Source organism: Priestia sp. TRM10 (genome assembly GCF_057808375.1).
The window spans coordinates 41,041-54,808 of record NZ_JBJZOT010000018.1; the positions used below are offsets into that span (position 1 = coordinate 41,041).

Genomic DNA, 13,768 nt, shown 5'->3' on the forward strand with positions numbered 1-13,768 from the left:
CTTCTTTTCTCTCTTAGAGAAAAGAAGGTAAGAAGAAAATGAATCTCCTGAAAGTTCAATAGTATAATAATCAATAAGATGAACTATCTGTTTATTTTTTATGTGCACGCTCTTCTTGAGCTGCACGTAAGGCGTCATTCACTTTGCGCCCTTCATCTAAAGATTCACTTTCAATGCCGCTCTTAAGTGCCCAAGTGTAGAAGAAAAGAGAAAGTACAGTAATTAGAAGCATGTCCCATCCGTACTTAATAATATTTAGTCCTCCAAACTTCTCGCTTCCCAGCCAAGAGATGACTACCATTGAGAGAAGATAAACAACCATCCAAGCTCCAGCTTTGAAATTCCTCTTAAAATCTTTCCAGTTATTTTTGGCTTGATAATAAAAATAAATTGGAAATCCGATTAAGATAATAAACAAAACTTGTCCTGTTAACGGCCAACGTGCCCAATAAAGAGTTAAGGAAGCAAAAATGAAACCAAGTGGTGCAATGATGCTTAATCCTTTTAAATGAAGTGGTCGGTATAAATCTTTACCAATTTTTCGTAACGTCATAACAGTAATTGGACCTGTCAAATATGAAATAAGGGTTGCAACTGAGATAATTTCAGCTAACACTCCCCATCCTCTGAATAAGAATAAGAAAATTAAAGATACGCCTAAGTTTACAAACATTGCTTGACGAGGAATCCCATAAAGGGGATGTAGCCTACCGATGAAGCTTGGCAAGTACTTGTTCTTTTCCATTCCATAAAGCATACGAGCTGTTGTTGCTGTATACGTAATTCCTGTACCTGAAGGAGACACAAAAGCATCGGCATACAGTACAATAACAAGCCAGTTAATTCCCAACGCAATTGCCAAATCGGCAAACGGTGAATTGAAGTTCAAGTGACTCCATCCGTTTACAATTGCTGCAGGATCAACAGCGCCGATAAAGGCTACTTGAAGAAGTACATAAATTACAGTAGCAATTAAGATAGAGCTAATAACAGCAATTGGAATAGATCTACCTGGATTTTTAGCTTCACCAGCCATATTAACAGGGCTTTGGAAACCATTAAAAGCAAATACAATTCCAGATGTTGCAACAGCCGTTAGAACACTAGCCCATCCACTAGGTGCAATGCTGTCTCCTGCTGTAAAATTTCCACTATTAAAGCCAACAAACAACAGAGCGCCAATTGTTAATCCTGGGATTATAATTTTGAAAACGGTAATAAGCGAGTTCGCTTTCGAGAACAAACTCACTGTCCAATAGTTTAGGAAGAAGTAAACAAGTAAAAGGGCTGTTGCAACAAGTAATCCTTTACCTGTAAGTTTTCCCTCCTTTACTAGAGCGCTTGTCCACTGCGCCCATTCCCAAGGCCATGAACTCATATATTGAACTGAAGCAACTGCTTCAACAGGAATAACAGAAACAATAGCAATCCAATTTGCCCAAGCAGCGATAAATCCTAGGAAAGAGCCATGTGAGTATTGCGTATATTTGACCATCCCTCCAGCTTCTGGAAACATTGCACCAAGTTCACTATAAGAAAGAGCAATCATACCAATAACAATCATACCAATAATCCATGAGAAAATAGCGGCTGGACCAGCTATTTGAGCAGCTCTCCAAGCTCCGAAAAGCCATCCTGAACCAATGATTGAGCCAATTCCAACCATGATAAGCGAAAAAGTACCCATATTGCGATTTAAATTGTTCATAAAATTAGCACCCTTCAATATCGTTTGAAAATTAAATGCAAAAAAGCTAAATCTTGGTGAGTAGAAAATCATAGATGTGGGATATCACGACCTTTTCGCTAGGTTTTCACTATTATATCATCTTTTTTTATTTTCTGTATTTGTTGATGGGTTTTCACATTGGCTAGGATATCAGGTGTAAAAGAGAGGGGGAATTTGAGATTTTAAATGAGAGGATGAGATAATTTAGTGTTAAAAATAGAAGAGTGAAAAAAGCCTGGTGATAAATAATCACCAGGCTTTTCTTATTTTGTCATATCTTTTACAACGTTATCAACGATTTGCTTATTTGCAATTGTCCCTGTATAAAGCCAACTAGCATCTTGTCCATATTCGTGAACATTGCCATTTTTAACAGCAGGGATGTTTTGCCATAGAGGATCTTCTAATGCTTTTGATCCTGATTCTTTATCACTGTTAATGAGGAAAATGTGATCTGCGTCAAGCTGTGCTAGTTTTTCAAGAGAAACAGGAAGCCAGTTTGCATCTCCTTTACTTGACACTTCCTTAACAACGTTTGGTTCCTTAATACCTAAGTCTCCATACATAACAGCACCACTTGATAAATTGTCACTTACCATAAAGAACTTGCCGCCAACAAGCCAAAGAGCAGCTGATGATTCACCTGAAGCCTTTTCTTCAAGTTCACTCTTGGCTTCTTTTACTTTTTGATCATATTCTTTTAAAGCTTTCTTAGCTTCATCACTCTTATTTAGTAGTTCGCCAACTTTTGTAAGTTCTTTACGCCAATCATTATTTTGTTCTGTTCCAATTACATAAGTTGGAGCGATCTTAGCATACTGCTCGTATTTGCCGCCTTCAGCTAAGTCTGGGGAATCTAAAATAATTAAATCAGGCTTGTAGCTTGCTACTGCTTCAAGAGGCAGTTCACTTGGGATAGTTGGAACATCTTTTAAACTACTTGATAAGTATTCTTGCGTACTTTTTCCATCTTTTACAGACCATTGGGCAACAGGTGTAACTCCAAGGGCCACAAGGTTATCTTCTAAATAAGAAGCAAGGACGCGTTTTGGATTTTCTGGAATCGTTACTTCATGCCCCATTGCATCTGTAACAGTACGTTCCTTTGCGGAGTCTTCTGATTTAGATGAGGATTTCTCCTCATTGTTCCCACAGGCAGCAAGGGCAAGTGAAAAAACAACAAGACCAGTAAGTAATGCAAAGAGTTTCATTTTCTTAATCACGGTTCTTCCTCCTAGTATATATCTCTCATATTCGATATAAATGATAACAATTATCATTGTCAATTACAAGAGAAACTATTATTCTTTTCTCTAAAAAGGGTGAAATTAGACTTAAAATAAGAGAGTTTAGAGGGAGAGGAAAGATTGAGAAATGAGAGCGTTTCACTTATAATGAAAAAGATTATCAATATCACTTAAGGGTAAAAGGAAGGATTATAGATGTTACAGAGGAATCAGACAAAGGACAAGCAGAGAGCTGAAGAAGAGAAAGAGATTAAAGGTAAGCCTCTAATTGCTTCTGTAATTATATTTCTGGGTCTTGGAATACTCGTTTTAGCTATTGGTGCTTCTGTTTCAATCGGAGTAGCAGATATCAAACTTTCAACTGTTTGGCAAAGCCTCTTTCAATTTGATGCCGCTTCAACTTCTCATCAGATTATTCAAAGACTGCGACTGCCAAGAGCAATCGGAGCTGCTTTGATTGGTGCATCTTTAGCTGTTTCAGGCGCTATTATGCAAGGTATGACAAGGAACCCACTTGCTTCTCCATCTATCATGGGAATTAGTGCAGGCTCTTTATTTATGATGGCTATTGCTCTTGCATTTTTCCCTCATTCATCTTCATTTTCACTAACCATTTTTGCGATGGTAGGGGCAGGACTTGGTGCTTGTTTAGTGTTTGGGATAGGTTCTTTTTCAAGAGGAGGATTAACACCTGTTAAGCTTGCTTTAGCAGGAACAGCTATTTCTCTTCTTCTTGATTCAATCTCAACGGCAATTGGTATTCATTTTGATGTTGGGAAAGATTTAAGTTTTTGGTATGCAGGAGGCCTTGCAGGAGTTCAAAAGGAAAGCATTAGTCTACTTTTCCCTTTTACAGCTATTGGTCTTATTTTAGCCCTCCTTATTGCACGATCTGTTACTGTATTAAGTTTAGGTCAAGAAGTTGCAAAAGGACTTGGTCAAAATACAACAGCTGTAAGAGTAATTGGGACTATTACTGTTTTGCTTTTAACAGGAGCAGCTGTTTCAGTAGCAGGTCTTATTGGGTTTATTGGTCTGGTTATTCCTCATGTTACTAGATTCCTAGTTGGATTGGATTATAGATTTATTATCCCTTGTTCAGCTGTTTTAGGAGCTTTATTGCTCGTTATAGCAGATATTGCTGCGAGAATGATTAACCAACCTTTTGAAACACCTGTTGGTGCTGTTACGGCTCTTATTGGCGTGCCATTCTTCCTTTATCTAGCACGAAATGAAGGGAGAGGGCTCTAATGCAAGAATATAAAAAACAAGACCGAAAAATGTGGACAACTATAATTTTGCTTTTTATCGCTATTATTGTTGCTTTCTTTCTGAGTCTTAATATTGGCTATATCAAATTAGCTCCTCTTGAAGTTCTACAAACAATCGTTGGTAAAGGAGAAAGCGGAAATGAAGTTATCTTATTTGATTTTCGTTTACCACGAATGGTGATTGCTATCTTAATTGGAGCAGGTGTAGGGATATCTGGAGCTATCATGCAAGGAGTATCAAAAAATGATCTCGCAGACCCAGGTATTCTAGGGATTAATGCCGGCGCCGGTTTTGCGGTTGTTTTATATATCTTTTTCTCTGGGGGCACTACTGGAAGCCTTGGTGCATTCTCTATTTTTGCTTTGCCGTTTACAGCTTTACTAGGAGCGCTTACTGCAGCGGTTTTAATTTATATTATCTCCTGGAAAAATGGTATAACTCCAACTCGTCTTATTCTTGTAGGGATTGGAATTAATTCAGCTTTCGCTGCTTTACTTATTATTTTTCAGCTTAAATTGAGTCCAAATGATTTTAAACAAGCTTCCATTTGGCTATCCGGAAGTATTTGGGGAACAAGTTGGACATTTGTATTGGCTATTTTGCCATGGATTGTGCTTCTTATACCTTTCACTTTGTACAAATCACGCTATTTAAATGTGTTGAATTTAGGGGATCAAGTAGCTACAGGACTTGGTACAAAAGTTGAAAAAGAGCGTAGGATTTTGCTTATTGTGGCGGTTGCCTTAGCAGGAAGTTCCGTTTCGGTTGGGGGAGGAATTGCTTTTCTTGGGCTTGTAGCTCCTCATTTAGGAAGAAGATTAGTAGGTCCACGTCATGAGCGTTTTTTGCCAGTTACAGCCTTAATAGGAGCATTACTTCTTCTTGTTTCAGATACATTAGCAAGAAATATTTTAGCACCTTCGGAAATCCCTGTTGGCCTCGTTGTAGCGGTAATTGGGGCACCATACTTTCTTTATTTATTAATAAAGAAAGCTTAAAAGACCAGTCTTTTAAGACTGGTCTTTTTGATGTTTTGTCAAAGACTTTAAAAACCTCAGCTCCTTTTCAGTAAAAGGGTTGAAAATTTCATTAGAAATGACAAGAGAAGTTGAAGAGAATTTATCTCCTATAATTGTTCTCTTTACAAGGTCTTGCATATTAGAATACAGATGTCTGGCTTGTGAGGAAGAAGGAGAAATATCTTCTTCTGCTAGATATTTTAGTTCTGTATAAAGAGTAAAGTACTGCTGATCAAGCTTTGTTCTTTCTTCTTCTGTGAAGTTTTGGATGGAAAGCTCACTCTTACTATGTTTCTCTCTCTCATCCCAAAGTAAAGAATACAGAACAAAACAAAATAAGCGAAGGTCAATATTCTGATGATTGGATGTTACTGTTTTAATATGATATAAGGCAGAAATTGTTTTCTCAATTGAATCTCGTTCCTCTTTAAGGTGAGCTAGTTTAGAATCAATTGCTATATGCAAGGTTTCTTGTTCAACAGAGCTCTTATCTAATAGGTTTTTTATTTCTTTTAAGGAAAAGCCTATTAACTTTAAAGATTGAATCTGCTGTAAACGCATGACGTCTTCTTCTTGATAGAGCCGATGTCCGCCTTCCTTATAATGACGTGGACTAAGAAGGCCAATCTTATCGTAGTAGCGTAACGTTCGAATAGTTACCTCTGTTTTAGTTGCAAGTTCCCCAATTGTTAACATATTTCGTTCCATCTTTATCACCTTCGTTACTTTAAATATGGAAGAGCCCAATACTTGTAAGGTTTATGAATTAATATGGAAATCATGGCATTTAAAATAAAAAATGATTCAATTATGAGAATGATATATGAAAATGACTTAAATGAAGAGGGCAGAATATAGCTAACTAAAAATAATGGAAAAATGGTTAGGTGGAAGTTTAAAGCTTTACGACTTGTTTCTCTATAAAAAATCTTCTTTTTTCTAGAAGCAAGAAACATAATAAGCGGTGGAATAAACCCCAAAATAAGGGAGGTTCCAAGCATTAATTGTACCATGACTTTTTCTTTTCTTCTTACGTGCATTGTTTTTCATCCTTTCTTCTCTTTTATTATTGAGTGTAAAGGGTGACGTAAGGGGAGGTTCAAGATACTATTTTGTTGAATCCCTTTTAAAGGGCACTGTATAGTAAAAGAAGAAACAATAATGGGAATAGAGGAGGAAAAAGTATGGGGGAGTATAAAATTGTTGTTACACGAAAAATTCCTGATGAATCGTTAGACATTATGAAAAAGTCTGGAGAATTATATATATGGCCTGAAGAAGAAATAGCAATGCCTTATGAACGATTAAAAGAAGAAGTCCATAATGCTCATGCTCTTTATACAAATGTAGGAGATAAGATTGATCGTGAACTTATAGATAGTGCGCCGCATTTGAAAGTGATAAGCACAATGGCTGTTGGTTTTGATAACATTGACATGGAGTATGCTAGAGAACGAGGGATTGCTGTTGGTCATACGCCTTCTGTTTTGAATGAAACAACCGCAGACTTAGCCTTTACATTACTTATGGCAGCAGGTCGGCGCATTGTTGAGGGAGCATATTATATAAAGGAAGAAAAGTGGAAAAGCTGGGGGCCTATGCTGTTAACCGGACAAGACATTTACGGAGCGAGACTTGGCATCATTGGTATGGGAAGAATTGGTGAAGGAGTTGCCCGGCGAGCTCTTGGGTTTAATATGGATGTTGTATATTATAACCGAAATCAAAAGCCTCATATTGAAGAGGAAATAGGCGTTGCATATTGTGAGCTTACAGAGCTTCTTCAAACGTCCGACTTCATTGTATTGCTAGCTCCAGGCTCTGAAGAAACAAGACATATGATAGGAACAGAACAGTTTCAATTAATGAAAGAAAGCGCTGTGTTTATTAATGTTTCTCGGGGAACAAACGTAGATGAACAAGCATTGTACAAGGCATTAAAAGAAGGAGAAATCTGGGCTGCTGGCCTCGACGTATTTGAGGAAGAGCCTATTTCTGCTTCTCATCCACTTCTTTCTCTTCCTAACGTAACAGCAGTGCCTCACATTGGCAGTGCAAGTATTGCAACTCGCAAGAAAATGGCTATGATGGCTGCAGAAAATTTAGTTGCTGGAATAAAGGGGGAGAAACTACCGTTTGAAGTTCAAGCATAAAAATAGAAACATGCTCAAATGTTTGAGCATGTTTTTATTTTCTCGCAAAAACAGTATAAGTTTTCGGTGTGTGAAATCCAAGCTTTTGAGCGAGGTGTTTAGAGCTTTCATTGTTAAAATCACAATCCCAACGAGGCGTGAGTTTCTGCTTTAAACAGTGCTTAATGAAGACATGGGCCACTTTAGTTGCTAGCCCTTTTCCTTGATGTTGCGGAGATGTTGAAATATCTATTTCAGCAAACTTCCCTCCACGAAAGATAGTCGTACAAGTGCTTAAAATATTTTGATGATGATCAACGATACAATATCCAAAACCGTTATGCAAGAAGTTATGAACAGATCCCCAATACTCCTTATAGTAAGCTTCATGGAACTCCTTGTGCTCTCTGATGTAGTAATAATTCATTTCTTTGATGGAAGAAGAGGAAGGGGAAGAAGAGAAATCTGAACTATACGTACAAGGGTCAAAATCAAAAGAGCATCGCTGCATTTCTTTACAATGACCTCCGATTATATCGCGTATTTTTTGATCTAGAATTTTGTTAGGAGAAAAGAAAGTTAGCCGATTTGCTTTATTCTTAGCTTTTTGAGAGAGATAATCTTTAAACCAAGAATAGAAGAATGAATGATTTAAATCTCCATCCGCAAAATAAAGCCCTGAACGAGTTCTGAGTAAGAACGTATCCATTGTGGAACAACTACTAACAAAAATATCTCCTTCTATGAGACCGTGTGCAACAGCATAAGCAAATGTTGGTGAGAGAGGATTATTATTTAAAAAAGGAATTATTTTTACAAAATCTGACTTCGATAAGTTAAACATGCTTTTCCTCCTAAAGATATAATTGGAAGACTGTGAAGAAGATTATGTAGTTGGGAGCCATTACAAAAGCTTTGTCTTCTTCTCTGCGACAAAGTTAGTTTTCTTCTTTGTTGAATGAAAGCAATTCATATCCTAACATTATAGCTGTAGTTATTATAAGTCTTAATACACATAGAAAGGAAGAGAGCATATGGCTCAATCAAATATAAAAGTTGCTGTACAGAAGTTCGGTAACTTTCTAAGCTCAATGGTAATGCCGAATATTGGCGCATTTATTGCTTGGGGGCTTATTACAGCACTATTTATTGAAAAGGGTTTCTTTCCGAATGAAAGCCTTGCCAAGCTAGTTGATCCGATGGTCACGTATTTACTTCCTTTGTTAATTGGATACACAGGAGGTAAGCTCGTTCACGAGCAGCGTGGAGGAGTTGTGGGAGCTATTGCAACAATGGGGGTTATTGTTGGTTCTGATATCCCGATGTTTCTCGGTGCTATGATTATGGGACCGCTTGGCGGTTATGTTATTAAAAAGTTTGACCGTGCAATTGAAGGGAAAGTTAAAACTGGTTTTGAAATGCTTGTTAATAACTTTTCGGCGGGGATTCTTGGTGGTATCTTAGCTATCTTAGCATTTCTAGGAGTCGGACCTGCTGTTGATACTTTTACAGGCTGGTTAATGGCTGGTGTAGACTGGATGGTTGCTCATGGTCTTTTACCATTAACAAGTATTCTTATTGAACCTGCAAAAGTATTGTTCTTAAATAATGCAATTAACCACGGAATTCTCTCTCCAATTGGAGCTGAGCAAATTCGTACAGATGGCCAGTCTATTCTACTGCTTCTCGAAGCAAATCCAGGGCCTGGTTTAGGAATTCTCCTTGCTTATGCATTCTTTAGCAGAGGATCAGCAAAACAATCTGCACCAGGGGCAGCTATTATTCATTTCTTTGGTGGGATTCATGAAATCTATTTTCCTTACATCTTAATGCGTCCATTATTAATCGTTGCAGCTGTTTTAGGAGGTATGAGTGGAGTATTCACCTTTGTATTACTTGGTGGAGGGTTACAAGCTATTGCATCTCCGGGAAGCATTTTAGCAATTCTTGCAGCAACACCAGGTGGCGCCTATATGGCAAACATTGCGGGTGTCCTTGTTGCTACTATTGTTTCATTTGCAGTTGCATCACTAATTTTAAAAACTGGAAAAGAGAAAGCAGAAGACATTGAAGAAGCCTCTAAAAAAATGCAGGAGATGAAAGGGAAAAAGAGCTCTGTAGCAAGTACACTTACAACTAACCAAGGAGCTTTGCCAAATAACGTTCAGAAAATTGTTTTCGCATGTGATGCTGGGATGGGTTCTAGTGCAATGGGTGCTTCACTACTTCGCAAGAAAGTAAAAGAAGCAGGATTGTCTATTTCAGTTACAAACACAGCTATTAGCAATCTGCCGAGTGATGCTCAAATTGTTATTACACAAGAGGAGCTAACACCGCGGGCTCAAAGTAAACTACCAGATGCTTATCACATCTCTGTTGATAATTTCTTATCAAGTCCAGAATATGATAAGCTCATTGATAAGTTGCAAAATGATCATGATACACCAACTGAAGAGTTAGTGGAAGAAGTGGAAGAAGAAGCTGCTCCAGTTGAGCAGGATGATAGCTTATTAAGAAAAGAAAATGTGTTCTTGAATCAGGAATTTGCTAATAAGGAAGAGGCTATTCGATTTGCAGGACGTGTTTTAGTTGATAGCGGATATGTTGAAGAAAGTTACATTGAAGCTATGATTGAGCGTGACAATATGACATCTACTTTTATGGGGAATGATGTTGCTATTCCACACGGTACAGAGGAAGCGAAGAAAGCAGTATTAAAATCTGGTTTCACCGTTCTTCAAGTTCCACAAGGAGTGGACTTTGATGGCGAAAAGGTTCGCTTAATCTTTGGTATTGCTGGGAAAGATGGAACTCATCTTGAAATTTTATCAGGGATAGCAGTTACTTGCTCTGATATGGCAAACATCGAAAAAATGGTAAAAGCTGAAACAGCTGAAGAACTAATGGAGCTTTTAAACGGTGAAGGGACTTCAAGCTAATGTATAAAATAGAAAGGCATCTAGGTGCCTTTCTATTTATGCATTTCTGTACTACATTTCACGTTATAAGAAATGAGCTGATATTTTGTTTATAACCTCAAGAGAAAAGGAAATTATTGAGCTGATTATTAAAACATCAGGTAAACATACGCCATTTTCAATTGCAACGTTTCTAAATGTTAGTGTAAGAACCGTTCATAGAGATTTGAGAGCTATTGAGAGAGTTCTGAAAAGCTTTGACTTAACACTTGAACGAACAAGCGATAATGGGCTAGTGATTATTGGGAAGAATGAACGTGTTTTTAAATTAGTTCAAGCGTTAATGCACATTGAACCTGTTGATCAATCACCACAACAGCGCAAGTTAATTTTACTTTTATCTTTAATAAGAGGTGAAGAATCTTTTAAGCTTCAAGTGCTTTCGCGAGAGCTAGGGGTAAGTACGACAACTTTATCTTCCTATCTAGATGAATTAGCAGATTGGCTTAAAGACTTTAAAGTTACATTGTTAAGAAAACGAGGTGTAGGAGTTAGTCTCCATGGAAGTGAAGAAAGTAAGCGTAAAATGTTAGCTGCTTATTTGCTTATACACTTTGCTGAAGAATTGATTCAAGATTTATTTCATACTGAGAACCTTGGAAATGATAAAAAAGAAGTATTGCACTACCTTAAGGTTCCACATCTGATTAAAATAAAAGAAGCTGTGAATAGAACAATGCAGCTTAGTATTTCAAAACTTGCAGATAGTGATTATATTGGATTAATCGTTCATATTTGTATTGCGATACAAAGGACAAGTGACGGTTTTTTATTAGAAGAGGAATATGACAATTCAATCCGGTTTTCACATGAATATAAACTGATTGAGGAGATTTGCTCAGATTTCATTCATAATGATCAAGAAGCATTAACTGAAAAGGATCTTTGCTTTTTAACGATTATTTTTAAAGGCTCCAAACTTCAAGAAGGCTATTATATTTATAATGACAGTATTATCCTTAGCAGCTTAATTAAAAAAATGATTGAAGAGGTTTCGGCTCAGCTTCATGTAAATCTTGAAGATGATTTTTCACTTTTTCAAGGTTTGCTTGCTCATATGGAACCATCACTCTTCAGAATTCAACAAAAAATGGCTTTGTTTAATCCTCTTACAGAAGATATTCGCAGGAAATATCCTGTTTTATTTATGGCTGTAAGGAATAGCCTTGAGAAACATTTTAAGGAAGTATCATTCCCTGATGACGAAGTAGCGTACTTAGTTCTCCATTTTGGATCAGCACTTGTTCTGCGTGAAGAAGCAATAGCGTTGAAAGCTTTAATTGTTTGCCCAACAGGGATAGGCACATCTAAAATGCTTGCAAGTCGAGTGAAGAAAGAAGTCATTGAAATTCAGTCTGTTGAAATCTCATCTTTAATGGAGATTCAGAATCGAGATTTATCTCAATATGATGTAATTATTTCAACTGTACGACTTCCGTTCACACATCTTGATTATATTTTAGTGACCCCTCTTCTAAATGATGATGATGTTTCATCAATTCATCAATTTCTGCAAAATCATATCGGGGACTTAACCAAAAATAAAAGCTATGCCACTATTCATTATGATGAAGCAACCTTTTCATCTCGTTTGAAAAAACCTTTTCGTAACGTATTAAAAGAGTTAGAAGATGTTTATAGGAGTATGGAAGCTATTCTTAATCATTTTAAAGTACTCCATTTTAAATCACCCCTCTCTAATCATAAGGAAATCATAAAAAAGGTTGTTCAACAGCAAGAAGATAAAGGTCTGTTATCTCAGAAGAATGAAGTTGTAAAAAAGCTAGAAGAGAGAGAAAAAAAAGGTGGGCTTGGTATTCCTGAAACAGGAATGGCTCTTTTCCATACTAAACATTCTTCTATTGCTACTCTAAGTTTTCAAATTGCTCATCTTGAAGAGGCATGTACTGTTAAAGGGATGGATGGTAAATACATGAAGGTATGGAACATGTTATTCATGTTAGCTCCAGAGAATTTAAGTACGCGTCAGCAAGAAATCTTAAGTCTTATTAGTACAACACTTATTGAGGATAAAGAAGCAATGATGATTTTTTCTTCCTCGAATGAAAACATTATTCGTCAAAAGTTAGAAGAAACATTTTATGAATATCTCCAAAATAATTTAATAAAGGAATGATAAAGATGAAAAAGGCAGTTCACTTTGGTGCAGGAAATATTGGAAGAGGGTTTATAGGTGCTTTATTTGCCCAATCAGGATACCATGTTACGTTTGTTGATATTGCTGAGCAAATTATTGAACAACTTAATAGGAATAAAAGTTATCAAGTGAAAACGGCGGCACAACCGCAGGAAGTTATCACAGTAGAGAATGTTTCAGGTTTAAATAATCTTCAGCAAGAACAGGAAGTTATAGAAGAAATTAAAGAAGCAACATATATTACAACAGCGATAGGGCCAAATATCTTGCCACGAATTGCTCCACTTATTGCAAAAGCTCTTGCTGAGCGAGTAAAGTCTAATGATGAAAAAGTGTATGTTATTGCATGTGAAAATCAAATTTCAGCAACAGATATTCTAAAGGGGCATATTTTAAATGCACTAGAAAATGAAGAAAAAGAAGCTGTTATTCAAAAAGTAAGTTTCTTTAATTCAGCTGTTGATCGTATTGTACCTATCCAAACAGAGCAAGGTTCTTTAGATGTTTTAGTTGAACCGTACTATGAGTGGGTTGTAGAAACAAGCGAAGAAATCCCTCCTGTAGAAGGAATGAAAATTGTCCCAGAGCTTGCTCCTTTCATTGAAAGAAAGCTGTTTACTGTTAATACAGGACATGCTGTCATTGCCTATCTAGGATATCTAAAAGGAAAAGAAACGATTCACGAGACATTACAAGATAGCGCTATACATGAAGAAGTAAAAGCAACGTTACAAGAAACAGGGGCTTATCTAGTGAAAGCCTATGGATTAGATGAAGAAGATCATAGTGCATACATCGAGAAGATTATTGGCCGATTTGAAAATCCATATCTTAATGATAGTGTAACAAGAGTAGGGCGTTCTCCAATTCGTAAATTAGGTCCTCAAGATCGATTAGTGCGTCCTGCAGTTGAAGCGAAGAAAGCAGGTCTTTCTTATACCCATCTTGCTAAGGCTATTGCAGCTGCATTACTCTTTGCTCCAAAAGAAGATGAAGAAGCAATGAAGTTGCAAAATCTGCTTAAGGAACAAGGGATTGTAGCAGTACTAGAACAGATTAGTGAACTTGATGAAGATGGTCCTATTATAAAAGAAATTGTACAGCATTATGAAAATTTGAAGGGTGAATAAAAGAAGCTGGGGAATTAAATCCCCGGCTTCTTTTATGTAAGTTTTCTTCCTTGCATAGGGAAGATTCTAACCACATATGATAAGAAAGATTTTAGAAATGAAA

11 protein-coding genes are annotated in these 13,768 nt (G+C 36.8%); 6 read left to right on the forward strand and 5 right to left on the reverse strand.

Annotated features, from left to right (window positions below; translation table 11 throughout):
• Positions 1–91 precede the first annotated feature (91 nt).
• A complete protein-coding gene (aimA, locus tag ACK3CR_RS25735; RefSeq protein WP_488976308.1) occupies positions 92–1,708 on the reverse strand; it encodes a glutamate/serine transporter AimA in 1,617 nt (538 codons plus the stop codon).
• Between the two features lie 284 nt (positions 1,709–1,992).
• Positions 1,993–2,940, reverse strand: coding sequence for an iron-hydroxamate ABC transporter substrate-binding protein (locus tag ACK3CR_RS25740; RefSeq protein WP_488976329.1), 948 nt, complete (start codon positions 2,938–2,940; stop codon positions 1,993–1,995).
• A gap of 231 nt (positions 2,941–3,171) precedes the next feature.
• Here ACK3CR_RS25740 and ACK3CR_RS25745 point away from each other — a divergent pair, with 231 nt between their 5' ends.
• Together ACK3CR_RS25745 and ACK3CR_RS25750 are read left to right on the forward strand one after the other, a co-directional pair.
• The gene (locus tag ACK3CR_RS25745; RefSeq protein ID WP_488976309.1) at positions 3,172–4,227 is read left to right on the forward strand and encodes a FecCD family ABC transporter permease; all 1,056 of its coding nucleotides are present in this window, start codon (positions 3,172–3,174) and stop codon (positions 4,225–4,227) included.
• On the forward strand, positions 4,227–5,246 hold the full coding sequence (locus ACK3CR_RS25750; protein ID WP_488976310.1) for a FecCD family ABC transporter permease: 1,020 nt from the start codon (positions 4,227–4,229) through the stop codon (positions 5,244–5,246). The genes ACK3CR_RS25745 and ACK3CR_RS25750 overlap by 1 nt, the downstream gene beginning before the upstream one ends.
• 12 nt (positions 5,247–5,258) lie before the next feature.
• Here the strand turns inward: ACK3CR_RS25750 and ACK3CR_RS25755 are convergent, their stop codons facing one another.
• Positions 5,259–5,975 carry a MerR family transcriptional regulator gene (locus ACK3CR_RS25755; protein WP_268586211.1) on the reverse strand — a complete coding sequence of 239 codons (717 nt, stop codon included), beginning with the start codon at positions 5,973–5,975 and terminating at the stop codon, positions 5,259–5,261.
• A 14-nt stretch (positions 5,976–5,989) separates the two neighbouring features.
• The gene (locus tag ACK3CR_RS25760) at positions 5,990–6,307 is read right to left on the reverse strand and encodes a magnetosome magnetite crystal formation protein family (RefSeq protein ID WP_488976311.1); all 318 of its coding nucleotides are present in this window, start codon (positions 6,305–6,307) and stop codon (positions 5,990–5,992) included.
• Positions 6,308–6,451: 144 nt separating this feature from the next.
• Between ACK3CR_RS25760 and ACK3CR_RS25765 the strand changes: the two genes are divergently transcribed.
• Positions 6,452–7,420, forward strand: a complete 969-nt coding sequence (locus ACK3CR_RS25765) for a 2-hydroxyacid dehydrogenase (protein WP_488976312.1) — start codon at positions 6,452–6,454, stop codon at positions 7,418–7,420.
• A 34-nt stretch (positions 7,421–7,454) separates the two neighbouring features.
• On the opposite strand, the gene ACK3CR_RS25770 is transcribed toward ACK3CR_RS25765, so the two are convergent.
• Positions 7,455–8,243, reverse strand: coding sequence for a GNAT family N-acetyltransferase (locus ACK3CR_RS25770; protein ID WP_488976313.1), 789 nt, complete (start codon positions 8,241–8,243; stop codon positions 7,455–7,457).
• Positions 8,244–8,433: 190 nt separating this feature from the next.
• Here ACK3CR_RS25770 and ACK3CR_RS25775 point away from each other — a divergent pair, with 190 nt between their 5' ends.
• From ACK3CR_RS25775 to ACK3CR_RS25785, 3 genes are all read left to right on the forward strand, one after another.
• Positions 8,434–10,338 carry a PTS mannitol transporter subunit IICBA gene (locus tag ACK3CR_RS25775; protein ID WP_488976314.1) on the forward strand — a complete coding sequence of 635 codons (1,905 nt, stop codon included), beginning with the start codon at positions 8,434–8,436 and terminating at the stop codon, positions 10,336–10,338.
• A gap of 85 nt (positions 10,339–10,423) precedes the next feature.
• On the forward strand, positions 10,424–12,514 hold the full coding sequence (locus ACK3CR_RS25780; protein ID WP_488976315.1) for a BglG family transcription antiterminator: 2,091 nt from the start codon (positions 10,424–10,426) through the stop codon (positions 12,512–12,514).
• Between the two features lie 5 nt (positions 12,515–12,519).
• Positions 12,520–13,665: a mannitol-1-phosphate 5-dehydrogenase gene (locus ACK3CR_RS25785; protein ID WP_488976316.1), complete on the forward strand. Its 1,146-nt coding sequence runs from the start codon at positions 12,520–12,522 to the stop codon at positions 13,663–13,665.
• Positions 13,666–13,768 lie beyond the last annotated feature (103 nt).

Excerpts from the sequence above, each read along its gene's own strand:
- aimA (WP_488976308.1), bottom strand. The coding sequence starts at position 1,708 with ATGAACAATTTAAATCGCAATATGGGTACTTTTTCGCTTATCATGGTT.
- ACK3CR_RS25740 (WP_488976329.1), bottom strand. The coding sequence starts at position 2,940 with ATGAAACTCTTTGCATTACTTACTGGTCTTGTTGTTTTTTCACTTGCC.
- ACK3CR_RS25745 (WP_488976309.1), top strand. The coding sequence starts at position 3,172 with ATGTTACAGAGGAATCAGACAAAGGACAAGCAGAGAGCTGAAGAAGAG.
- ACK3CR_RS25750 (WP_488976310.1), top strand. The coding sequence starts at position 4,227 with ATGCAAGAATATAAAAAACAAGACCGAAAAATGTGGACAACTATAATT.
- ACK3CR_RS25755 (WP_268586211.1), bottom strand. The coding sequence starts at position 5,975 with ATGGAACGAAATATGTTAACAATTGGGGAACTTGCAACTAAAACAGAG.
- ACK3CR_RS25760 (WP_488976311.1), bottom strand. The coding sequence starts at position 6,307 with ATGCACGTAAGAAGAAAAGAAAAAGTCATGGTACAATTAATGCTTGGA.
- ACK3CR_RS25765 (WP_488976312.1), top strand. The coding sequence starts at position 6,452 with ATGGGGGAGTATAAAATTGTTGTTACACGAAAAATTCCTGATGAATCG.
- ACK3CR_RS25770 (WP_488976313.1), bottom strand. The coding sequence starts at position 8,243 with ATGTTTAACTTATCGAAGTCAGATTTTGTAAAAATAATTCCTTTTTTA.
- ACK3CR_RS25775 (WP_488976314.1), top strand. The coding sequence starts at position 8,434 with ATGGCTCAATCAAATATAAAAGTTGCTGTACAGAAGTTCGGTAACTTT.
- ACK3CR_RS25785 (WP_488976316.1), top strand. The coding sequence starts at position 12,520 with ATGAAAAAGGCAGTTCACTTTGGTGCAGGAAATATTGGAAGAGGGTTT.